The 22,495-nt window shown below is 52.9% G+C and carries 18 protein-coding genes and 1 pseudogene; 15 read left to right on the forward strand and 4 right to left on the reverse strand.

What is annotated here, in order from left to right; translation table 11 throughout:
• The 15 genes and pseudogenes from glmU to HY879_16995 all read left to right on the forward strand — a co-directional run.
• A partial coding sequence (gene glmU / locus HY879_16925) for a bifunctional UDP-N-acetylglucosamine diphosphorylase/glucosamine-1-phosphate N-acetyltransferase GlmU (protein MBI5605022.1) occupies positions 1–480 on the forward strand: 480 nt, incomplete at its 5' end.
• Positions 481–495: 15 nt separating this feature from the next.
• Positions 496–2,325 carry a glutamine--fructose-6-phosphate transaminase (isomerizing) gene (gene glmS / locus HY879_16930; GenBank protein ID MBI5605023.1) on the forward strand — a complete coding sequence of 610 codons (1,830 nt, stop codon included), beginning with the start codon at positions 496–498 and terminating at the stop codon, positions 2,323–2,325.
• 290 nt (positions 2,326–2,615) lie between these two features.
• Complete coding sequence (locus tag HY879_16935; GenBank protein ID MBI5605024.1) at positions 2,616–4,958, forward strand: cysteine--tRNA ligase; 2,343 nt, start codon at positions 2,616–2,618, stop codon at positions 4,956–4,958.
• Positions 4,946–5,572 carry a DUF3786 domain-containing protein gene (locus HY879_16940; GenBank protein ID MBI5605025.1) on the forward strand — a complete coding sequence of 209 codons (627 nt, stop codon included), beginning with the start codon at positions 4,946–4,948 and terminating at the stop codon, positions 5,570–5,572. The genes HY879_16935 and HY879_16940 overlap by 13 nt, the downstream gene beginning before the upstream one ends.
• Before the next feature lie 404 nt (positions 5,573–5,976).
• On the forward strand, positions 5,977–6,843 hold the full coding sequence (locus HY879_16945) for a deoxyribonuclease IV (protein ID MBI5605026.1): 867 nt from the start codon (positions 5,977–5,979) through the stop codon (positions 6,841–6,843).
• Positions 6,844–6,867: 24 nt separating this feature from the next.
• Complete coding sequence (locus tag HY879_16950; protein ID MBI5605027.1) at positions 6,868–7,020, forward strand: hypothetical protein; 153 nt, start codon at positions 6,868–6,870, stop codon at positions 7,018–7,020.
• Between the two features lie 46 nt (positions 7,021–7,066).
• Positions 7,067–8,062 carry a D-glycerate dehydrogenase gene (locus HY879_16955; GenBank protein MBI5605028.1) on the forward strand — a complete coding sequence of 332 codons (996 nt, stop codon included), beginning with the start codon at positions 7,067–7,069 and terminating at the stop codon, positions 8,060–8,062.
• A 497-nt stretch (positions 8,063–8,559) separates the two neighbouring features.
• A pseudogene (locus HY879_16960) lies at positions 8,560–10,859 on the forward strand (SAM-dependent DNA methyltransferase).
• Positions 10,860–10,915: 56 nt separating this feature from the next.
• The gene (locus HY879_16965; protein ID MBI5605029.1) at positions 10,916–11,953 is read left to right on the forward strand and encodes a DUF1016 domain-containing protein; all 1,038 of its coding nucleotides are present in this window, start codon (positions 10,916–10,918) and stop codon (positions 11,951–11,953) included.
• Positions 11,950–13,344, forward strand: a complete 1,395-nt coding sequence (locus tag HY879_16970; protein ID MBI5605030.1) for a restriction endonuclease subunit S — start codon at positions 11,950–11,952, stop codon at positions 13,342–13,344. The genes HY879_16965 and HY879_16970 overlap by 4 nt, the downstream gene beginning before the upstream one ends.
• A complete protein-coding gene (locus HY879_16975) occupies positions 13,341–16,358 on the forward strand; it encodes a type I restriction endonuclease subunit R (protein ID MBI5605031.1) in 3,018 nt (1,005 codons plus the stop codon). The genes HY879_16970 and HY879_16975 overlap by 4 nt, the downstream gene beginning before the upstream one ends.
• 95 nt (positions 16,359–16,453) lie before the next feature.
• Complete coding sequence (radC, locus tag HY879_16980; GenBank protein MBI5605032.1) at positions 16,454–17,119, forward strand: DNA repair protein RadC; 666 nt, start codon at positions 16,454–16,456, stop codon at positions 17,117–17,119.
• A 197-nt stretch (positions 17,120–17,316) separates the two neighbouring features.
• Positions 17,317–17,787: a YaiI/YqxD family protein gene (locus tag HY879_16985; protein ID MBI5605033.1), complete on the forward strand. Its 471-nt coding sequence runs from the start codon at positions 17,317–17,319 to the stop codon at positions 17,785–17,787.
• 216 nt (positions 17,788–18,003) lie between these two features.
• Entirely contained in the window at positions 18,004–18,891 is an 888-nt protein-coding gene (locus tag HY879_16990) for a lytic murein transglycosylase (protein MBI5605034.1), read from the forward strand.
• Positions 18,809–19,273, forward strand: a complete 465-nt coding sequence (locus HY879_16995; GenBank protein ID MBI5605035.1) for a hemerythrin family protein — start codon at positions 18,809–18,811, stop codon at positions 19,271–19,273. Before HY879_16990 ends, HY879_16995 begins: the two co-directional genes overlap by 83 nt.
• A gap of 15 nt (positions 19,274–19,288) precedes the next feature.
• On the opposite strand, the gene HY879_17000 is transcribed toward HY879_16995, so the two are convergent.
• The 4 genes from HY879_17000 to HY879_17015 all read right to left on the reverse strand — a co-directional run.
• Positions 19,289–20,356 carry an epoxyqueuosine reductase gene (locus HY879_17000; GenBank protein MBI5605036.1) on the reverse strand — a complete coding sequence of 356 codons (1,068 nt, stop codon included), beginning with the start codon at positions 20,354–20,356 and terminating at the stop codon, positions 19,289–19,291.
• A gap of 52 nt (positions 20,357–20,408) precedes the next feature.
• Positions 20,409–20,957, reverse strand: coding sequence for a methyltransferase domain-containing protein (locus HY879_17005; protein MBI5605037.1), 549 nt, complete (start codon positions 20,955–20,957; stop codon positions 20,409–20,411).
• A gap of 84 nt (positions 20,958–21,041) precedes the next feature.
• Positions 21,042–21,773: a 6-phosphogluconolactonase gene (pgl, locus tag HY879_17010; protein ID MBI5605038.1), complete on the reverse strand. Its 732-nt coding sequence runs from the start codon at positions 21,771–21,773 to the stop codon at positions 21,042–21,044.
• 73 nt (positions 21,774–21,846) lie between these two features.
• Positions 21,847–22,495 (reverse strand): MBL fold metallo-hydrolase (locus HY879_17015; GenBank protein ID MBI5605039.1); only part of this gene is annotated, 649 nt, incomplete at its 5' end.

Genomic DNA, 22,495 nt, shown 5'->3' on the forward strand with positions numbered 1-22,495 from the left:
CGCCTTATCCGGGAAATTAACACCGGTCTTTATGCTTTTGATGCCGGATTTCTTTATTCCTCCCTTTCCAGGTTAACCCGGGAAAACCGGCAAAAGGAATATTATCTGACCGATCTGGTCCAAATGGCCCGGGAAAAGAGATTACCGGTGGCCGTGCACTTTCACTCCCGGTCAGAGGAGGTCCTGGGAATCAATGACCGGGCTGAACTGGCCCGATCCGCCCAGGTGTTGCGGCTAAGAATCAATAAGGATTGGATGCAAAAGGGAATCACCATCATTGATCCGCTGACCACCTATATCGAGGGGTCGGTCCGGATTGGTCCGGATACGGTCATCGGCCCTTTCACCAGCCTTCGGGGGAAAACCCGGGTCGGTTCCCGTTGTGAAATTCAGTCCCATGCGGTCATAGAGGACTCGACGTTGAAGGACGAGGTAATTATTCCCCCCTTCTCTTGGATCAAAAACCAGGTCTTGAAGTAGAAAGGAAATAGAATCATGTGCGGCATAATCGGGTATCTTGGCCCTCAAAATCCCGTCGAGGTCATTTTCGAGGGATTAAAAAGATTGGAATACCGGGGGTATGATTCGGCCGGTATTGCCCTGATTCAGGATCACCATTTTGATGTGCGCCGCAGCCAGGGAAAATTAAGCGAGTTGGGCCGGTTGCTTTCCCAAAATCCAATAGCCGGCCGGATAGGGATCGGTCATACCCGCTGGGCCACCCACGGCCGGCCTTCGGAAACCAATGCCCATCCCCATGTAGTCGGTCGGGTCGCCCTGGTCCATAACGGCATTATCGAAAATTATTTAGAACTCAAAAAACAACTGGCGGCCGAAGGCCATATCTTTTTATCGGAAACGGATTCCGAGATCGTCGCCCACCTGATTGACAAATATTTAAAAGGCCGGGACCTGGTTGAGGCCGTTCAACTGGCCCTGGAAAAAATCCGGGGATCTTATGCCCTGGTCATACTCGACTCCCAGGACCCGGATCGTATCGTGGCCGTTCGGAAAGAATGCCCTCTGATTTTGGGGATCGGGGAGGGGGAGTTTTTTATCGCCTCCGATGTCCTGGCTTTCCTCCACCATACCAACCAGGTTATTTATCTCGAAGACGGAGAAATGGCTGTCATCGAGCAGCCTTTCCCCCGGGTCCTGTCCCTGAAAAAAGGAAAGGTTAAAAAGGAGATTCAAAAGATCTCCTGGAGCCCGGTGATGGCCGAGAAGGCCGGTTATAAGCATTTTATGCAAAAAGAGATTTTTGAACAACCGCAGGCCATCATCGATACCTTCCGGGGACGGGTTTCACCGGAAAAAGGAGAGGCCCTTCTGCCGGAAATAGGTCTGACCGCCGGGGAATTACAAGAAATCGACCAGATCAGCATTGTGGCCTGCGGGACCTCCTGGCATGCGGCCCTGATCGGCAAGTTTCTTTTGGAACAATATTGCCGTATCCCCACAGCCGTGGATTATGCTTCCGAATACCGCTATCGGAATCCGATTATCCATCCCAGAACCCTGCTTATTTTGATTTCCCAATCCGGAGAAACAGCCGACACCCTGGCAGCCTTGCGGGAAGGTAAAAAGAAAAAAGCCCGGGTCCTGGCTATCTGCAATGTCGTCGGAAGCAGCATTGCCCGGGAGGCCGACGGTGTTATCTACACCCATGCCGGGCCGGAAATCGGGGTGGCCTCGACCAAGGCCTTTACCACCCAACTGGTAGCCTTGTATCTGTTAACCTTATTTCTGGGACAAACCTTGAAGAGGATCGCCCGGAAAGATCGGTTGGCCATGATTCAGGAACTCCTGCGCATCCCCCACGGGATAGAACAGATCCTGGAAGAAGAAGCCCGGATCCAGGCCATTGCCCAGCGTTATTTCCAGGCCCAGGATTTCTTATTCCTGGGACGGGGCATCCATTATCCCATCGCCCTGGAAGGGGCCTTGAAATTGAAGGAGATCTCTTATATCCATGCCGAAGGATACCCGGCCGGTGAGATGAAGCACGGCCCCATTGCCCTGATCGACGAGAAGATGCCCACGGTTTTTTTGGCCCCCCAAAACGAAATCCTGGAAAAGGTTTTCAGCAACATAGAAGAAGTACGGGCCCGGGGCGGGATTATTATCGGCCTGACCGATGAAAAGAAAGGGACCGCGGCCGAATCCAAGGTCCAGGACTGGCTCCGGCTTCCAAAGGCTGGCTGGGGGCTTTCACCGATTTTATACGCCGTCCCCCTGCAACTGCTGGCCTATCACATTGCCGTCCTCCGGGGTACCGATGTGGATCAGCCGCGAAATTTAGCCAAGAGTGTGACGGTGGAATAAAAACAGGTGCAGGGTACAAGGTGCAAGGTACAAGGTGCAGGGTGCAAAGGAAAAACGAATAATTCCTCAAGCCGTAGACCTTATACCCTGAACCGTGAACCTTGTTTTTCGGGAAGAAGGCGCCCCTGTCCGGACTGTCGTTTTTGTCAGGGCTGCTCAAAGGACCGCTGCCGGTTGTGCCGGAAAACCGAAAAGGGCGCCCCGGCCCCTAAAAAATTATCCATAGCTGAGCAGATCGCCTTGTATGAAAGAATCAACAAAAAGAAAGGCACCGGAAAGAAGTGATTAAAATGATGCAACAGGCCTATGACGACATATTAAAACTGATCGGCAACACCCCCCTGGTTCGATTGAACCGCTTGAATCCCAATAAAAAAGTTGGCCTCTGGGCCAAAATAGAATCCTTTAACCCAGGGGGGTCGGTTAAAGATCGAATCGGTTTGTCTATGATCGAAGCCGCAGAAAAAAGCGGGAATTTGACCAGGGAAAAGACCATTATTGAAGCCACTTCAGGCAATACCGGCATCGGCCTTGCCATGGTGGCGGCCGTCAAAGGATATCCCCTGATCCTGGCCATGCCCGAATCGGCCAGTATCGAACGGCAGAAAATACTCAAGGCTTACGGGGCCAAGCTCTTGCTGACCCCGGCCCTTCAGGGCACCGACGGCTCTATTGAGAAGGTCTATCAAATGGCCCGGGAGCACCCGGAAAAATATTTTTTACTCGATCAGTTCAATAACGAAGACAACATTGCCGCCCATTATCACGGCACGGCCGTGGAGATCTGGCAGCAGACCAAAGGTAAGGTGACTATGGTCGTGGCCACTATGGGAACGACCGGCACCCTGATGGGCATCACCAAACGGCTGAAGGAATTCAACCCGGCCATCAAAATTATCGGGGTCGAGCCCTATCTGGGTCACAAGATCCAGGGTTTGAAAAATATGAAGGAATCGTACAAGCCGGGCATTTACGACAAGAGTATCCTGGATGAAGTGGTCAATATCGAGGATGAAGAGGCCTTTGAAACGGCCCGGAAGATGGCCCGCGAAGAGGGGCTTTTGGTTGGCATGAGTTCCGGGGCGGCCATGGCTGTGGCCCTGAAAAAGGTCCAGCCATTAAAAAAAGGTCTGGCGGTGGTCATCTGCCCGGACAGCGGAGAAAGATATCTGAGCACCACTTTGTTTACCGAAAAGGAAAAAAACGGCCTGGTTTTCTACAATACCCTGACCCGTGAGAAGGAAAGCTTCCAGCCACTGACCGAAGGCCGGGTTTCCATCTACACCTGCGGCCCCACAGTCCATGACCTGATCCATGTAGGGGTAGGCCGCCGGTTTGTAGTTGCCGATTTGCTCCGCCGCTACCTGGAGTTTAAAGGCTTTGAGGTCCTGCATATCATGAATATCACCGATCTGCACGATCGGACTATTCAGGGTGCCGAGGCCAAAGGAATCCCCCTGAGCGAATTCACCCAAAACTATATCGAGGAGTTCCTGAAGGATATTGACGCCCTGCGCATCAAACGGGCCGCCTATTATCCCAAGGCCAGCGAACATGTGGAGGATATGATCGAATTGGGACGGAACCTGCTTAAAAAAGGCTTCGCCTATGAAAAAATGCATTCCCTGTATTTCGACATCTCCCGGTTTAAGGGCTACGGCAAGCTTTCCCGGGTGGATTTAAAAAAGATCCAGTTGGGAAAGACCGTGGACCTGGATGAATACGAAAAGGACAACCCCCAGGATTTTACCCTGCTCAAACGCTCCAATCTGGCTGAACTGAAGAAAGGCATTTATTTTGTAACCGAATGGGGAAACGTCCGTCCCGGCTGGCATGTGGAATGCTCGGCCATGGCCTTAAAATATCTGGGCGAGACCTTTGACATCCACACCAGCGGCGTAGATCTGATTTTCCCCCACCATGAAAACGAGATCGCCATCAGTGAGGCGGCCACGGGAAAAAAATTCGTCAACTACTGGCTGCATAGTGAACTGGTCATGGTGGACCGCAAAAAAATGTCCTACGCCGGGGGGAACATCCTTACCCTGCGGGATCTGCTGAATCAGGGATTCAGCGGCCGGGAGGTGCGCTACTTCCTGCTGGCCACCCATTACCGGAAAGCGCTCCGTTTTACCCTAAAGGCTTTAGAGGCCGGCCGCCGGACCTTAAGACGATTAGATGAATTCATCCACAAGCTTTATACCAGCAAAACCGGTCCGGTCGACATTCCTGAGGTGACCGAAGCTGTTTATCATTTCAAGACCGGTTTTAAAGAAGCCCTGGATGACGACCTGAACATTTCTTCGGCCCTGTCGGCCCTTTTTAAATTGGTCAGGACCATTAATCCGATGCTGATAGACCAAAAGATCTCCCATGCCCAGTTTATGGAACTGGATCAGGTCCTCAAGAAAGTCGATTCGGTACTGCAGATATTGGATTTCCCGGACCCGGCCCTGCCGGCCGAAGTCCAGGACCTGCTGGACCAGCGGGAAAAGGCCAGGGAGCGCAAAGAATATGCCGAGGCCGACCGGATCAGGGACCAGATCTGTGCCCGGGGATTTCGGCTGATCGATCTCAAGGACAAGACCCTTTGCGCTTATTGTGAGCAAAAGGAACCCAAATGCCCCGAATAGATGATTATAAAAACACCCTGACTATCGCCCAGGAGGAATTCAGGAAAAAAGACCCTCGAAGCCTGGCCTTAAACTGCGGGGCCGAATACCTGCCAGATCCGACCGGCGGGACTATCGGACTGCCTGTTCTTAACCGGAGGATTACCATCAACTGGCCGGAAGGAAAAATCGCCGTCCCGGAAGGGGCCAAAGAATTTTCCTTGCAGGAACAGGGACTGATCATGCATTATCTGATCCAGGCCAAGGGCGCCCCTTTGACCCAAACCTGGATCACTTTCCGGGAAATTCCTTCCGGGGAATTTTATTATTCGGCCTTTGTCAAAAGGGCCAAGGAGCCCCTGGTCAAAACCTTTGGAGATCGGCCGGAACTTTTGATCGAATTAGGGATAAAGATGGGCGGGGCTAAAGGCAGCGAAGGCGATGCTTCTCTTCTCTTCAAGGTCTTCCCCTACATCCCGGTCTGTCTGGTCCTGTGGGCCGGAGATGACGAATTCCCCCCTGACGGCAATCTCCTCTTTGATGCCAGCATCTCTCAATATCTCTCGGCCGAGGACATTGCGGTCCTCTCCGGGATGGTCGTTTATCCGCTGATCGGAATGGCCTATAAAAGTTGATGAAATTAGGACGCAGATTTTCGCCGATACCCGCAGATCCCTATTCTTTTTGGATTTTGGATTTCGGAATGGGTTTAAATCCGCAATCCGCATTCAGAGTATTCTGCACTGATCTGTTTCCAAAAAGGATTTTCCTATACCATGGAGGTTCTTTCAAAAGTCTTAATCATGCAAAATTAACACCCAATAGGTCAGCCGTCCCGGCTGACTATCTAATGGGTTCAACACAATCGGCCTTCGGCCGATCCGACTATTGTCAGGCAGGATGCCCGACCTATTTTTACCGAACTTAGACATTTGCAAGGGGCTCCATGGGCTTATAAACAAGTCTGTGCTGGTCCGTGTGGGTCAGTGGCCATTATATCTTTGCTGCCTTTTTTGAGGCCTGAAATCGGGAGAATTCCATGAATTGGATCGGCGCCCATATGTCCGTTGCCGGAGGTCTGGAAAAGGCCTTTCAACGCATTGAGATCGTCGGCGGGGAATGCCTTCAAATTTTTGTCAAACCCAGTGTCCAGTGGCAGGCACCCGATTTATCCCTGGAGGAAGTCGTGCGCTTCAGGACAGAGCAGAAACGGACCGGCATCGCCCCGGTGGTGGCCCATGCCTCTTACCTCTTAAATCCGGCCTCCCCCGACAAAAATCTGAGGGATAAATCCATCCTGACCCTGGCCCTGGAGCTGGTGCGCGCCGCCCGTCTGGGAATCGAGTATCTTATCCTCCACCCCGGAAGTCATCGAGAAGCCGGGGAAAAGAAAGGTATCGAGCGGATCGCCAAAGGGATCGACCGGGCCCTGGCCAGGGCCGGGGTTCCTGACACAAAAATCCTTTTGGAAACCATGCCCGGGGCCGGAAGTCAACTGGGTTGCCGTCTGGAACAATTAAGGGATATTATGGCCCGAAGCCGCAACCCGGAAAGGCTGGGGGTCTGTCTGGACACCTGCCATGTTTTGGCCGGCGGCTATGACATCGTTTCTCTTGAAGGGTATGAGGATTTTTTGGATTCCTTTCAAAGACTGATCGGCCTGGACCGCCTCAAATGTCTCCATATCAATGACTCCAAGACCCCTTTAGGCTCCAGGGTGGATCGTCATGAACAGATCGGCCAGGGCCGGGTGAACATAAAAACCTTCCAACGGCTTCTGAACGATCCCCGCCTGGACGGCCTCCCTTTTATTCTGGAAACCCCCAAAGGGAAAAAGGGAGAAGACCATTGGGATGAAATCAATATCCGGCTCTTAAAAACGCTCAGGAAACCGCCAGGCTGCTGACAGCCCTCTGAACCGAAAGGCCGTTTGTTTCAATTGGGGGCCGGGGCCTATTCCAGCCGCGAAGGCAAGGGCGGTTTTGAAAAGAACATCCGGCATATGACCCTGGAAGACGACTACGGCGTTCAATCGGTTCGGGACCTGGTCGACCGTGTCCGTCGAACTGGCCAAAATCGTTAAAGCCGGGACACAAGCCCTGGAGGGCCGTTAATAATCGAGGATTCATATGACCAAACCAAAAATATTTATAACCCGCCGGATTGCCCGTAAGACCCTGGACCTGATTGCTGAGAGCACAGAGATGGAGGTCTGGGACGGGGAATTACCACCGCCCTACCCAACCCTGCAGGAGAAGGCCCGTTCGGCCGATGGTCTCCTGACCCTGCTGACCGACCGGATAGACGCCGCCGTCCTGGAAAAGGCGCCCCGTTTGAAAGTTGTCAGCAACATGGCCGTAGGCTACGACAACATCGACCTTCCCACGGCTACAGCCCGGGGGATCGTTGTGGGCAACACACCTGGCGTGCTCACGGAAACCACGGCCGACCTGGCCTTTGCCCTGCTGCTGGCCTCGGCGAGGAGGGTGGTCGAGGCCCACGAATACACCTTGCAAGGGCGCTGGAAGACCTGGAGCCCCATGGTTTTCCTGGGGCAGGATGTCCACGGGGCCACCCTGGGTATCATCGGTCTGGGCCGTATCGGGGTTGAGATGGCCAGGAGGGCCCGGGGGTTCGGCATGCAAATTCTCTATCATGGGCCGAACAGAAAAAGCGAATCACTGGAAAAGGAATTGGGGGCCGAGTATGCAGCCGATCTGAAGGATCTATTGTCCTCTGCCGATTTTATCAGCCTTCACCTCCCTTTGACGCTCTCCACCGAGAAACTCATAGGCCGGGACGAATTTCAGCTTATGAAAAAAACCGCTGTCTTCATCAACACGGCCCGGGGAGGCCTCGTGGATCAACCGGCCCTTTATGCAGCCCTCAAATCCGGACGGATATTTGCCGCCGGACTGGACGTAACCGCCGTAGAACCGATCCCCCCGGATGATCTCCTGCTCACCTTAAGCAATGTCATTATTACTCCCCATATCGGCAGCGCCAGTGTCAAGACCCGGGAAAAGATGGCCATGATGGCCGCCGAAAACCTTCTGGCCGGTCTCCGTGGAGAACTACCTCCCAATTGCCTTAATCCGGAGGCATTGAAGAGTCGAAGCGGTTAATGAAAACCTGTCAGGAATACGTCCGGGGTGGTGGTCGGTGCCATCCTCGGGGTTTATTGGGGGCTGAGCCAACTCCCTGAAAAATGGAAGTTATTTTAATTTCCTTATTGAATTGACTTTAAGTGATGGATATGTTTTTATTTTATTCATCCCAACCCGGACCAGCCGGAACCAAGATTTTGGATATACAAAACATGTTAATAAAACCTCAATTGGTCCGGGTCCAAGGCGTGTTTTTTAAGAAATTCTATCCATTTTGCGTAGAATTCTATTCTTTAGTTACTAAAAGCAGCGAACTGTTAAACCATGCAATCAAAGAGGATGACGGTGGGAGCCAGGGAAAAGCCAATGCCGAATAGGCGCAAAACCGGCCAAGCCGGGAAGAGATTACTACGGGACCCGGCTGCGGCCTATGGCAGTCCCAAACCGACACTCGACCTTTGAGACCCCTTGATACTACCTGAGTCGGATAAGTCTGAAATGGATCGAAAGTGATAATGGATCAAGCTACGCACAACAAAATTATCTCATTTATCTGGGGGATCGCTGACGATGTATTGCGCGACCTCTTTAAGCGGGGTAAATACCCGGATGTTATCTTGCCGATGTGCGTCATCCGGCGCATGGATGCAGTACTGGAGCCAACCAAACAGGCGGTACTCGACGCGAAAAAGATGCTTGATGAGGCGAGCATCACCGAGCAGCGCACGGCCCTTGAAGCCGCCGCGGGCCAGGCCTTTTTCAATACCTCGCGTTTTACTCTCCGGGACCTGAAATCCCGCGGAAGCCGGCAGCAACTCCTTCAGGATTTCGAAGACTATCTCAATGGGTTTTCTCCCAATGTCCAGGACATCCTTGAAAACTTCAAGTTTCGCAACCAGATTCCGACCCTGTCCAAAGCCGACGCCTTGGGAACGTTGATCGATAAGTTTCTCGATCCTGAAATTGATTTGTCCCCGGCCGCTATCGACAACCATGCCATGGGGACGATTTTTGAGGAACTGGTCCGCAAGTTCAACGAAGATAACAATGAGGAGGCAGGCGAACACTGGACGCCGCGCGATGCCGTGCGCCTGATGGCGAATTTAGTGTTTCTACCGATAGAGACCCAGCTTAAATCGGGTTTGTATCTCATTTACGACTGTGCTTGTGGAACGGGCGGCATGCTGACCGTAGCGGAGGAGACGCTGGCAGCGATTGCCGAAAAACATGGTCTCCAGATCAACAGCCGCCTCTACGGCCAGGAGATCAACCCCGAAACCTACGCCGTCTGCAAGGCCGACATGCTGCTCAAGGGCGAAGGCGAGAACGCAGAATATATCTATGGCGGTGCGGAATATTCCACCCTTTGGAACGATGCCTTTCCGGCTCAGGAATTTGACTTCATGCTTTCCAATCCGCCCTATGGAAAAAGCTGGAAGAAGGATCTCGAACTGATGGGCGGCAAGGACGGCATGCGCGACCCCCGTTTCAAGGTCATGCATAAAGGTGAAGAGCTTTCGCTGGTCACCCGTTCCAGCGACGGCCAGATGCTCTTTCTGGCCAACATGGCCTCGAAAATGAACGGAACATCGACGCTGGGCAGTCGCATCGCCGAGGTTCATAACGGATCATCGCTCTTTACCGGCGACGCGGGCCAGGGTGAGAGCAACATCCGCCGCTGGCTCATCGAAAACGATTGGCTCGAAGCCATCGTTGCCTTGCCGCTTAACCTCTTCTACAACACGGGCATCGCCACCTATGTCTGGGTGCTGTCCAACAAAAAGCCGGCCCACCGAAAAGGCAAGGTGCAGCTCATCGACGCCACCCAGTGGTTCAAGCCGCTACGCAAGAATCTCGGTAAAAAGAACTGCGAGCTTTCACCCGAGGACATCGAGCGCATCAGCCAAGCGTTCCTGGCCTTTACGGAAACGCCGGAGTCGAAGATTTTCCCCAACGAGGCCTTCGGTTACTGGAAGGTGACGGTTGAGCGCCCCTTACGCCTGCACAGCAGGCTTTCCCTTAAAGCTATCGAAACGCTACGTTTTGCTTCAGGGGATGAAGACCTGCGCGCCATGTTTTATGATGAATTTGGCGACGGTCTTTTTACGGAATTTGCCAAATCCATTCCGCCCTGGAGAAGCGCCTGGACGAATGGGGCAGCGAGGATGAAAACGACGAAGATGAGGGCGGCAGTATTAAGAAGGGTTTGCCCGAGAAGAAGAAAAAGAAGCTTCTTGACCCCAAAACCTGGGAGCGTGACGGCCGACTTGTCGATTGCGCCGGGCGACTGCGTAAAACCCTCGGTGATAGTTTGTATGAAGATCACAATATTTTCCGCAATCGTGTGGATGGGGCGCTCAAGACGGCAGGCCTCAAGCTTTCCGCATCCGACCTGAAGCAAATATTGAAAGCCGTCAGTTGGCGTGTAGAAACGGCGCCGCCGGTGATTGCCAAGATACACAAGCCCAAAAAGGTCAAGGCCGACCCAATGTATGGCCTCTACGAGGCGATCGTAGACGGCCTGACCGCTGTTGTTGAATACGAGCCGGATTCCGACCTGAGGGACACCGAACAGGTGCCGCTCCTTGAAGAAGGGGGCATTGAAGCCTTCATCCGCCGCGAGGTGCTCCCCTACACGCCCGACGTCTGGATCAGGAAAGAAGCCACGAAGATCGGTTATGAGATCAGCTTTACCCGCCATTTCTACAAACCCCAGCCGCTGCGTACCCTCGAAGAGATTCGTGCCGACATCCTGGCTATCGAACAGGAGGCCGAGGGGTTACTGGATGATCTGCTGAAAGGAGGGAACGTGTGAAGACAAGGAAAGTCGCACCGAAGACGAAGCTGACCCCCGCGAAGCAAACGGCAGCCATACCACTCGAGGCCGCCTTTGCGGAAGTTGTCGGTCTCATCCGGGAGGCCCGTGCCCGCGCCTATCAGGCGGTCAATACGGAACTCGTCGGTTTGTATTGGCAGGTGGGCAGATATATCAGTGAAAAGCTCGAAACCGCTGAATGGGGCGAAGGCGTTGTTGACCAACTGGCGCGGCATCTGGCGCAAATACTGCCCGGACTGCGCGGATTCACACGGCGGAACCTTTTTCGCATGCGCCAGTTCTATGAGACCTATACGGGCAATAAGAAAGTGACCCCACTGGTGACACAATTGCCGTGGACCCACAACCTCATCATCCTTACCCAGTCTAAGCGACCGGAAGAAAGGGAGTTTTACCTCCGTATGGCCATTCGGGAGCGCTGGAGCAAACGAGAACTGGAAAAGCAATTCCGTCAGGCCCTTTTTGAACACACCGTTTTGCATCCGCCAAAAGTGTCACCAGTGGTGAGACAAATTCACGGCGAAGCGGCGAATAGCGTATTTAAAGATTCCTACTTTCTTGAATTTCTGGACTTGCCGGCGCCCCACACCGAAGACGATCTTCATCGCGGTCTCTTAGCACGGCTTAAGGACTTTCTTATTGAACTCGGTCGCGACTTCTGTTTTGTCGGATCGGAATATCCGGTCCAGGTCGGCGGCCGGGACTTCGCTCTCGATCTGCTCTTTTTTCATCGAGGACTCAATTGCCTGGTGGCCATCGAATTGAAGGTGGGCCGCTTTGAGCCGGAATATCTGGGCAAGCTGGAGTTTTATCTCGAAGCCCTCGACCGTGACCATCGCAAGGCCCACGAAAACCCGTCTATGGGCGTGCTCCTGTGCGCCTCAAAAGACAGTGAAGTGGTCGAATACGCCCTCAGCAGATCCCTTTCCCCGGCCCTTATCGCCGAATACCAGACCCAACTGCCCGACAAGAAGCTGCTTGCCGCCAAACTGCATGAATTTTACGCCCTTAACGCACCGGCGGAGGATGAGGGAAAACCGGTCAAGACACGAAAAAAAGAGGGCAATCCATGATTGCCCAATTAAAGCCGTATTCAGAATACAAACATTCATCCCAAACCTGGTTTGGCGATGTGCCCCAGCACTGGGCTGTCTTGCCAAACCGTGCGCTTTTTTCTGAGGTGAAGGATCGAAATCATTCTAATGAGGAAATGTTATCAGTCACGATCACGCGCGGCATTGTTCTACAAAAGACGCTGCTTGCAGGTAGTTCCAAAAAAGACAGCTCTAACTTGGACAGATCGGCTTATAAGCTTGTGAAGCCCAGCGATATCGCCTATAACAAAATGCGTGCATGGCAGGGAGCAATCGGCGTCTCGAATTTTCGTGGCATTATTAGCCCTGCCTATATCGTCATGTGTATGCGCACGCCCAAAAACCTGCCGCGCTATTTTCATCATCTCTACCGCACCCCGCAATTTGCCAAGGAAGCGGAGCGTTGGTCCTATGGGATCACCTCAGATATGTGGAGTCTTCGGCCCGAACACTTCAAGATGATCTATTCTCCAGAACCCCCGGTGGAAGAGCAGGCGGCGATTGTGCGGTTTTTGGACTGGGTGAACAGTCGCTCAGAGCGGGCGATTCGGGCGAAGCGGAAGGTGATAGCGCTGCTTAACGAACAGAAGCAGGCTATCATTCAACGCGCCGTCACCCGCGGCCTTGACGCATCCGTCCCCCTCAAACCATCGGGTATCCCCTGGCTCGGCGATATTCCGGCACACTGGGACTTCTGTTCACTCCGGCGCTACTGGAAGGTAACTGACTGCAAGCACCTTACAGTACCGTTCGTTGAAGACGGCTTACCGCTAGCTAGTGTTGTCGAAGTGCAATCCTTCTCGTTAGATCTAAGTAGTTGCAAGCGAACAAGAGCTGAGTGGTATCGGCTTCTTATCGAGGGCGATAGAAAACCAAAGAGCGGCGATTTGATCTACTGTCGAAATGTTAGCGTAGGTGCTTGCGCTCTGGTGGAAACTAACATCGACTTTGCGATGGGACAAGATGTATGCCTGATTCGCTCAGATTTCCAGAATCAGCGTTTTCTGAACTATCTGCTTCACAGCCCTTTCATGAATCGCCAACTGGAGTTGCTGCTCGTTGGTTCGACGTTCAAACGTATCAACATCAGTGAAATTAAATCACTTGCCGTTCTGGTCCCACCAAGGCATGAACAAGACGCTATCTGTAAAGTTCTAGATTCGGACTTTCTGACTTACGACACCGCAATCTCCCGCCTCGAACGTGAAATCGACCTCCTCCGAGAATACCGCATCCGTCTCGTCGCCGATGTCGTTACCGGTAAGCTTGATGTAAGAGATGTCGCTTCGAAGTTGCCCGAGGAAGCTGCACCTGAAACTGGGGAATTCCATGATGAAATCGATCTACCAGACGAAGAGGTTGCCGAATGACCACCGACACCAGCGAAAAAGGGCTCGAAACCATCATCATGCGCCACATGACCGGCACGGACGGCTTAGATGATATCCCTGATGCCGTGTCGGCGCCGCCTGCTGTTTATGGCGGAACGGGATATGTGGCGGGCAGGCCGAAGGACTTCGACCGCGCTCACGCCCTGGATGTGGTGAAGCTCTTCGCGTTTCTGCGCGCCACCCAGCCGGAAGCCTTCAAAAAAATGGCCTTGACCGATGATCCCAAAGACATCAACCGCCTCAAATTTTTTTCCCGCCTCTCGTCAGAAATCGGCAAACGTGGCGTCATCGACGTCCTGCGCAAGGGCATTGACTATCATCCAGCCGGCCATTTTGATCTCTTTTACGGAACGCCCTCGGAGGGCAACGTCAAGGCGGCCAGGCTTCATGCCCAAAACCGCTTCTCCGTCACCCGCCAGCTTGCTTACAGCCTGGATGAAACGCGCCGCTCCCTTGACCTGTGTTTGTTTATTAACGGTCTGCCGATTGCCACCTTTGAGTTGAAGAACAGCCTGACCAAACAGACCGTGGAAGATGCCATCGAACAATACCGCCGGGACCGCAACCCGCGCGAGAAGCTCTTTGGCTTCGGTCGTTGCGTGGTGCACTTTGCCGTCGATGACAGCGAGGTGCGCATGTGCACCGAACTGAAGGGCAAGGCCTCGTGGTTTTTACCCTTCAACAAGGGGTATAAAGACGGTGCGGGCAATCCGCCCAATTCCCTGGGGCTCAAGACGGACTATCTTTGGAAAGAAGTGCTCACACCGGCGGGGCTGACCAATATCCTGGAAAATTACGCTCAGATTATCGAGATCAAATCCAAGAAGACCACCAGGAAGAAGCGAATCCAGATATTCCCCCGTTATCACCAGCTCGACGTGGTTCGGAAAACCCTGGCCCATGTGCAGGAACACGGCGTGGGCCGGAGGTGTCTGATTCAACACTCGGCAGGAAGCGGCAAATCAAATTCTATCGCCTGGCTGGCCCATCAGCTTATCGGCGTCAAACGGGCGGGTAAGGAGGTTTTCGATTCCGTCATCGTGGTTACGGACCGGCGGATACTGGACGACCAGATCCAGAACACGATCAAGCAGTTTATGCAGGTCCGATCGACGGTCGGCCATGCCGAAAATTCAGGTGATCTGCGCAAGTTCATCGAACAGGGCAAGAAGATCATTGTTTCGACGGTCCAGAAGTTTCCCTTCATTCTTAATGAGATCGCCGCCGAAGCCGGCAAGACCTTTGCCATCGTTATCGATGAGGCCCATTCCAGCCAGGGCGGCAAAACATCGGCGGCCATGAGCAAGGCTCTGGGAGATCCGGCGAACGGGTCGGATACGGAGACTGATCCCGAAGATACGATAAACGAGGCTTTGGAAAAGCGTATGGCGGCCCGCAAGATGCTGACCAACGCCAGCTACTTCGCCTTCACCGCCACGCCCAAGAACAAGACGCTGGAGATGTTCGGCATACCCCTGCCGCCTGACTCGGAGGGCAAGGTCAAACACCGTCCCTTCCACGGCTACACCATGAAACAGGCCATTGAAGAGCGGTTTATCCTCGACGTGCTCAAGAGCTACACCCCCGTCGACAGCTACTACAAGCTGATCAAAACGATCGAGGACGATCCGGCCTACGACACCAAAAAGGCGCGAAAAAAACTGCGCCGGTACGTAGAGAGCCACCATCACGCCATCCGGCTCAAGGCCGAGATCATGGTGGACCACTTCCATAATCAGGTACTGACGGCGGTAAAAATAGGCGGGCAGGCGCGGGCCATGATCGTGACCAGCGGAATCGAACGGGCCATCCAGTACTATCACGCCGTGAAAGACTATCTCGTCGAGCGCAAAAGCCCCTTTCAGGCCATCGTGGCTTTTTCCGGGGAACATGAATACAAGGGGGGCAAGGTCAGCGAGGCGTCGCTCAACGGATTTTCCAGCGGCGACATCGCCGAGAAGGTTCAGACCGATCCCTATCGTTTTCTCATTTGCGCCGACAAGTTCCAGACCGGCTACGACGAGCCTCTTTTACACACTATGTACGTGGACAAACCGCTGGCGGGAATCAAGGCGGTCCAAACCCTGTCAAGGCTCAATCGCGCCCATCCCCAGAAACACGACTGTTTTGTCCTCGACTTCCAGAACAATAGCGAGGCGATCACCTATGCCTTCCAGGATTACTACCGAACAACCCTGCTCAGTGAAGAAACCGATCCAAATAAGCTGAATGATTTAAAGACGTCGCTCGACAATGCCCAGGTCTATTCGGCAGAACAAGTTCAACAAGTGGTCGAGTTGTTCCTCGGCGATGCCGAACGCGATAAACTCGACCCTATCCTCGATACCTGCGTGGCCGTATACAAGGAAGCCCTGGATGAAAACCAACAGGTGGACTTCAAAGGCAAGGCCAAGGCCTTCTGCCGCACCTACGATTTCCTGGCTTCCATTCTTCCGCACACCAACGCGTCCTGGGAGAGGCTGTCTATTCTTCTCAACCTGCTGATACCGAAACTGCCGGCGCCGGAAGAGGAGGATCTGGCCAGGGGCATACTCGAAGCCATCGATATGGACAGTTACCGCCTTGAGAAGAAGGCCGTGATGAGGATCGCCTTGACGGATCAGGACGCCGAGATTGAACCTGTCCCGACGGATACCGAAGGCCGAAGAAATGAGCCCGAGATCGACCGCCTCAGCAACATTATCAAGACCTTCAACGAACAATTCGGCACGCTTTTTACTGACGCGGACCGCGTGGTCAAGCGAATACGAGAAGACATCGCGCCCAAGGTGGCCGCCGATACGGCCTATCGGAATGCCAAAGAGAACACCCCTCATACCGCGCGCCTTGCCCACGATCAGGCCCTCGGAAAGGTGATGCAGCAATTGCTCAAGGATGACACTGACGTCTACAAACAATTTGTCGAAAATGAATCTTTTCGACGATTTGTGGGGGACATGGTGTATATCATCACAAGTCAGCAATCACTATAACCGGCAACGAAGTCATTTAAGAATTGTGCCCGTCCCGGCAGAAGTAATTTGGGGTGTCCTAAACGATCTGTTTGACTGAAAGAGAGGCATCATTCATGAAAACTATCAAAGACCTGCCGGCCCACAGTCGTCCACGCGAGAAGCTGCGGGAGCGGGGTGTATCGGCCTTGACGGACGAGGAATTAGTGGCGGCGATTATCGGCATGGGCACGGCCGGGCGGGACGTGCGGGCAATTGCCAGGCAGGTGGCCGGGCTCATCCGTGATCGGCAGAAAGATCTTTCGCTTTCAGATTTAATGGGTATGCCGGGAATGGGGCTGGCCAAGTCGGCGCAGATCCTTTCAGCCTTCGAACTGGCACGCCGCCATTTGCTCAAAGAGGCGGTCAAAATCAGCCGCTCTGAGGATGTCCTGCCCCTGGTGACTGACCTGGCCGTTAAAAGGCAGGAACATTTCCTTTGCATTTCCCTAAACGGCGCCAATGAAGTGATTGAAAAACGGATTATTACCATCGGCCTCCTGAACATGAGCCCTGTGCATCCTCGCGAGGTATTTGCCGATGTCCTGGTGGACCGTGCGGCCTCCGTCATTTTTGTTCACAATCACCCGTCCGGCGATCTACAACCCAGCGAAACGGATTTGCGGATGCACGAACAGTTAACCGAGGCCGGGAAGATTCTTGGCCTTCGCGTTCTGGATCATATCATAGTAGCGAAGAAAGGGCACTTCAGCTTTCAGGATGCGGGACTGATGAAGGGTTGATAGGACATAAAGGTCGGTGGAAAAGAGCCTATCTTTATTAAACAGTGGAATGTTTTCAATAATTATCCACGAAAAAAAAATGTATTCCGGGTACACCATATTAATTTCTTGAAACTGGGGGTTTATCTGCCCTTACCCTGATATAGAGAACAGAAATGGGGTAAGTCTGAAACAAGGGAACGGAGGAGGATTTTGATTTGCTACACATCTTTGTAGATGCGGATGCGTGCCCTGTCAAACCGGAGGTGTACCGCGTTGCAAGTCGATTTCGACTGGAAGTCACATTGGTAGCAAATTCCTGGGTGCGGGTCCCGGATGAACGATGGATCGCACTCGAAGTAGTAAAAGACGGGTTCGACGCAGCCGATGACTGGATTGTCGAACACGTGCAACCTGATGACATCGTGATCACTGCTGACATTCCGCTGGCCGGCCGCTGTATAAAAAAAGGCGCAAGGGTCATCAGTCCAACCGGCAAGCCCTTCACGGAAGACAATATCGGCATGGCAGTGGCGACCAGGGACCTGATGTCTGATCTGCGCAACGCAGGAGAAATAACGGGCGGGCCTCCGCCTCTAACAAAACGCGACCGGGCACGTTTTCTTGAACAGATCAACAACGTGATTCAATCCATCCGTCGGAGCAATCCGCTGGGGGAGGGGGCGTAGTTTCTGAATTGACTTATTTCGGGTTGCTTTGCCGGGAGGTTTCCAGAGTGGGGCCGGTTCATCTGGTCAAATACGGATTCGGCTTTCTGATTATCCGAATAATAAAAAAATAAATTGACAATTTCTCATCTTATTTGTATGCCAAAAGGAAACGATATTTAGGCGGGATAAACCATGTTCCTCTCAAAGATCCGGATAATCTGGGGATCCTTTTAGGTGGGAAGAGAGCACCCTAACGGATTCAGGAATATAACCCTTGCCATTTTTGCCGGCCTGTTTTTCTTTATAGGGCCCCTCCTTCTTCCTTCCCTTGGATCTTTGGCCGGGGCGGCCATTCCAACGCTTTACCTGGAAAAACAAGAAGAACTGGTGCAGCGCTTAACGGCTCGCGGATTCTCGGGCGAAGACCTGGCCCGGATTTTCTCCGACGACCGGGTGATGGTCTACCCGGAGATTATAGGGCGAAGCGGAAAGGGAATCGATTATTTGGGACGCCGCTTTGGATTGCTTTCTAAAAAATCCGTCCGGGAAGGAAAGAAAACCCTTCAAGATCATCGATCGCTTCTTCGCCGTATTGAATCCTCCTATGGGGTGGAAAAAGAAATCCTGGTGGCCATCCTCCGCCTCGAAACCAACTTCGGCCGGACCAAGGGGACCGTTCCTATCTTCAACAGTCTGCTGACCCTGGCCGTAATTGAAAACCGGCGGTCGGTCTGGGCCGAAGAAGAACTGGCCGCCTTGCTGCAGATGTGCCGAGACCGCCAAAGGGATCCCCTGGAGATCCGGGGTTCCTGGGCCGGGGCCTTCGGTCTTCCCCAGTTTGTCCCTTCCTCTTATATTAAATACGGGGTGGACGGGGATGGGGACGGGAAGGTCGATCTTAACAACCGGAGCGATGCCCTGGCCAGCATCGCCAATTACTTAAAGGCCTTCGGCTGGTCCGGAAAGGATCCTGCCCACAAAAAACAGTCCCTTTATGCCTATAATCATTGCGACAATTATGTCCGGTCGATTCTGACCTATGCCCGCGCCATCAAACCTGGATCAAAACCGCATAAGGCAAAAAATAATCGACCCTCCCATAAAAGATCAAAACAGGCCTGACGGCTCTTTGGGGGACGATTGCGGGAGTAGGGGACATCAAAAACTTGTTGGGATAATCAACGACCTCAATGATGCAATGCGGCAGGGCAAGGGGAAAGATATTTTAGGCAAGATCGTGAATGGTCTGGTCAGCTATGCAGGAACACATTTTGCGACAGAAGAGAAGTATTTTGATAAATTCAGGTATCCGGAAGCAGATACTCATAAGCAGGAACATTCGGATTTTGTAAAAAAGGTTTCCGAGTTCAAAGATGGTTTCGGAAAAGGGAAAATCGGATTATCCATTACAGTAATGAATTTTTTAAGCGATTGGCTTCAAAACCACATCAAAAGTGTTGATAAGAAATACGGGCCCTTCTTCAATGAAAAGGGATTGAAATAAGCTGTGGGTACACTTTCAATTTGTGGGTGCCACCCCGTAAACAGCCTTTACTTCGGACCTTAAAGAATCCACATAAGATCGGGCTTCTTCCGGCGGCAGGGCCTCCAGGAGACCGTCATCCCTCTGGACGACTACCCCATTCTCCAAAAGCAGCTTGTGACGCCGGCGTCTTATTTCCTTGTTGGGGTGACAAATCAGTTGGCAGTTCCCGCAGGTCAGCAACAGCTTTTTCCGCATCCTGACATGATACTGGCCCCCTTCGATTTCCGGCCACAGGTTGAAGGCTTGAAACCCGGGACGGAGAGCCGACAGGATGTCTTCATCCGTTTCGGGGATCCTCCAACGTCCAGGGGACCAGGAAGACCATTTGCCCGACTTATGGAGCCCACTGAATCCTCCGCAGACAAACTGGCACCTGAGCTGGCTGCGGCGTTTGGAGTAGGTGTATTCCCGCCCACCGAGGGTCACCGAATCCTTTTCCTTTTGGTCCATAAAATCGGACCCGCAGGAGGCCATACAGAGTCGGCACTCATCGCAATAATTATCCTCATCCGGGAGCGGTTCGGTTGGTGCCAAGTTTCCGACCGTTATTACCGCCCCCAGGATTACAGCCGCTCCGGCTTGACGGGTGATCACGTTGCCCGATAACCCGAAATGGGCAATACCGGCACGAACCGCCAAATAGCGGAGGGAGATGTCCGGCAGCATCACTCCCGCCTTTAACCCTTCCGGTCGATATACATTGTTGGGAGAGACCGGCTTGGCCTCACAACCCCTCTGACGCAGAAAATCAGCCAATCCGAGGGCAATGCCGCCGGCCAGGTAATTAACCTGAAAATTATCCCGTTCATGGGACAGACGATCCTTTTTGCCGAGAAAAGGCTCGATCAGGGTCTGATCCAGAGGAACGGCGAAGACCACAGCCGATTCGGCTCCGGGCAGAACAAAACTCAAATCGGTGGAAGGGGGGCCGCCGGCTAAGGTTTCCGTAGTGGCGATCCCCACCGCGCAACCCCCTGCGCTGGAAACATAATCCAAAGCAATCGTTCTTAATTTATCCATGAGACGGTTCCTTTCTTTCAAAAAAATGGTTGAAAAATCCCGGGCCTGTTCTTCAAGAATATGACAACCCAGTTCACCGAACACAGTCCTGATTTTCCTTAAACGGTTTTCTGCAGACGATCTGGGCCATGGCCCTTTTGGGGTCTTCTAAGATCCCTTCAAAATAATGGATTATCGGCCAGTCCCTGAACCAGTCGAATAACTCCTTTGGTTTCAGCAAATGGTCGGGATTAAGAGGACGACCGAATCTGGGCTGTTCGTCGGTATAGGTTTCATAGATCAGGATTCCTCCCCTTTTTAGACCTTTTTTCAGACACGGTATCAGGGGGCGGTGGAGGTAGCGGAAGACCAGGATGGCCCGGTAGTGGTCTTCTTCGAGAGGGTTTAAACCGGTTTCCAGATCGATCTCCCGGAAAGTCACATCGAGGTCCTTTCCTTCCACTGCCTCTTTGGCCTTGTCCAAGGCCTCAGAGGATCGATCGGCCAGGATAACCGGAAGCCCCATCCCTGCCAGGTATAGCCCATTTTGCCCTTCACCGCAGGCCAGATCCAGAATCGGACCGGCGAGGTCTTTTTCCTGCAGGAGAGCGGTATAGTTTACCAACAAGGGATTAGGGGCCATAATATCGATTTCGGATTTTAGATTTCGGATTTCGGAATAAAGAAACCCATTTTCATGTTTTGTGACGTCCGTAACCCTGAGGAGTTAACAAACATACCATAAAACTTTCCTTTTGGGATTGACCCGGGCTGCCGGGTAGCGATCACGACCGCCAGGGGGTTCATTGAGGATAACCCTAAGGACCTCTTTTTTCTCTGCCCCTGAGACCAGGAAAAGCACCTCTTCTGCCTGATTGATTAACGGCAATGTCAAAGTAATCCTTGGGAATTCTGGGGCAGGTCCCGGTTTAGGCACATAGGCGGTCAGGTGTTCTTCTTCTTTTAGTGCCGGATCGCCGGGAAACAGGGAAGCCGTGTGCCCGTCTTTCCCCAGACCCAAAAGGACAAGATCAAAAGAAGGTGCCCCCATCGTATCGGACCATCGGGAATTAAAAAATTCCAGGATTTCTTTTTCATATTCCCGGGCTGCCCAGGGTCCCGGACCTTTTTCAACCGGAATCCGGTGAATATTTTTCTCTGGGACGGGGATCCGGGAAAGCAGACTCCGAGAGGCCAGGCCATAATTGCTCTCCGGATGATCAGGAGGGACACACCTTTCGTCCCCCCAAAAGAAATGGATGTGCGGCCAGGGCATTTCCTGCACAAAAGGCGGCTGTGAAAGGAGTTCGTAAAGAAGTCGCGGTGTGCTTCCCCCGGAAAGGACCAGGGAGAAAAGCCCCTTTTCCGCAACACCCTTATCAGCGGTTTGGCTGATAAGGCCGGCCGCCTCCAGACTTAAGGCTTCCAGGTCGGGGAAATAGCGTATCTCCGGTTTCATATCAAACCCTCATGACCCATTGGGGCGGGACACTGCGAATCATCAAAATATTTTTCGCCGAACGACGAACGCTTCACGCCGAACAGTATTGCTTCATATATTGTTCTATATAAGCCTTGACCTTTTGGGGAGTCCGATAGACACCAAAATGCCCTTCGCATAGAATGTCCGCCTTCAAGGCCAGGAGTTCGTCCATGGAATTATGCCAGTCGCTTAAACTGGAGCCGAAGTCTTTGGAAAAAGGGCCGTGAATATCCTGACCGAAAAGGACCCTTTGCCCCTGGCGATCCATATAGGGAGAAATCGATCCCGGGGTATGGCCGGGAGTATGGAGGCAGATGATTTTTTCCTTCTGACCCAAGGGCAGTTCTTCGATCTTTTCCTTTAAAACCTGATCTATCTTCAAACGAGGTAAGGTCACCCCATACCAGGAAGCAGCGGTTAAGACCGGATCACCGGATTCGATAGCCCCCTGATCGGCCTCATGGGCGACAATCCGGCAGCCTGTTTTGTCCTTAAAAAATTCAGCGCCGCCGATATGGTCCACGTGGCCATGGGTCAGGATCAGATGGGTCAGCTCCCGGGGATGAACGCCGGACCTTTTGATATTTTCAAAAATAACCGAAGAACCCTTCCCGGCCCCGGCATCGACCAAAACCGCCTGATCATTTCCTTTGATCAGATAAGCCAGGGCATCCTGCGGATGGGAGATATCCGAACCG

Source organism: Deltaproteobacteria bacterium (genome assembly GCA_016219225.1).
In the GTDB taxonomy this organism is placed as follows: domain Bacteria; phylum Desulfobacterota; class RBG-13-43-22; order RBG-13-43-22; family RBG-13-43-22; genus RBG-13-43-22.

Coding starts and splice junctions, on each gene's coding strand:
- glmS (MBI5605023.1), top strand. CDS start 496: ATGTGCGGCATAATCGGGTATCTTGGCCCTCAAAATCCCGTCGAGGTC.
- HY879_16935 (MBI5605024.1), top strand. CDS start 2,616: ATGATGCAACAGGCCTATGACGACATATTAAAACTGATCGGCAACACC.
- HY879_16940 (MBI5605025.1), top strand. CDS start 4,946: ATGCCCCGAATAGATGATTATAAAAACACCCTGACTATCGCCCAGGAG.
- HY879_16945 (MBI5605026.1), top strand. CDS start 5,977: ATGAATTGGATCGGCGCCCATATGTCCGTTGCCGGAGGTCTGGAAAAG.
- HY879_16955 (MBI5605028.1), top strand. CDS start 7,067: ATGACCAAACCAAAAATATTTATAACCCGCCGGATTGCCCGTAAGACC.
- HY879_16970 (MBI5605030.1), top strand. CDS start 11,950: ATGATTGCCCAATTAAAGCCGTATTCAGAATACAAACATTCATCCCAA.
- HY879_16975 (MBI5605031.1), top strand. CDS start 13,341: ATGACCACCGACACCAGCGAAAAAGGGCTCGAAACCATCATCATGCGC.
- radC (MBI5605032.1), top strand. CDS start 16,454: ATGAAAACTATCAAAGACCTGCCGGCCCACAGTCGTCCACGCGAGAAG.
- HY879_16995 (MBI5605035.1), top strand. CDS start 18,809: ATGCCCGCGCCATCAAACCTGGATCAAAACCGCATAAGGCAAAAAATA.
- HY879_17005 (MBI5605037.1), bottom strand. CDS start 20,957: ATGGCCCCTAATCCCTTGTTGGTAAACTATACCGCTCTCCTGCAGGAA.
- pgl (MBI5605038.1), bottom strand. CDS start 21,773: ATGAAACCGGAGATACGCTATTTCCCCGACCTGGAAGCCTTAAGTCTG.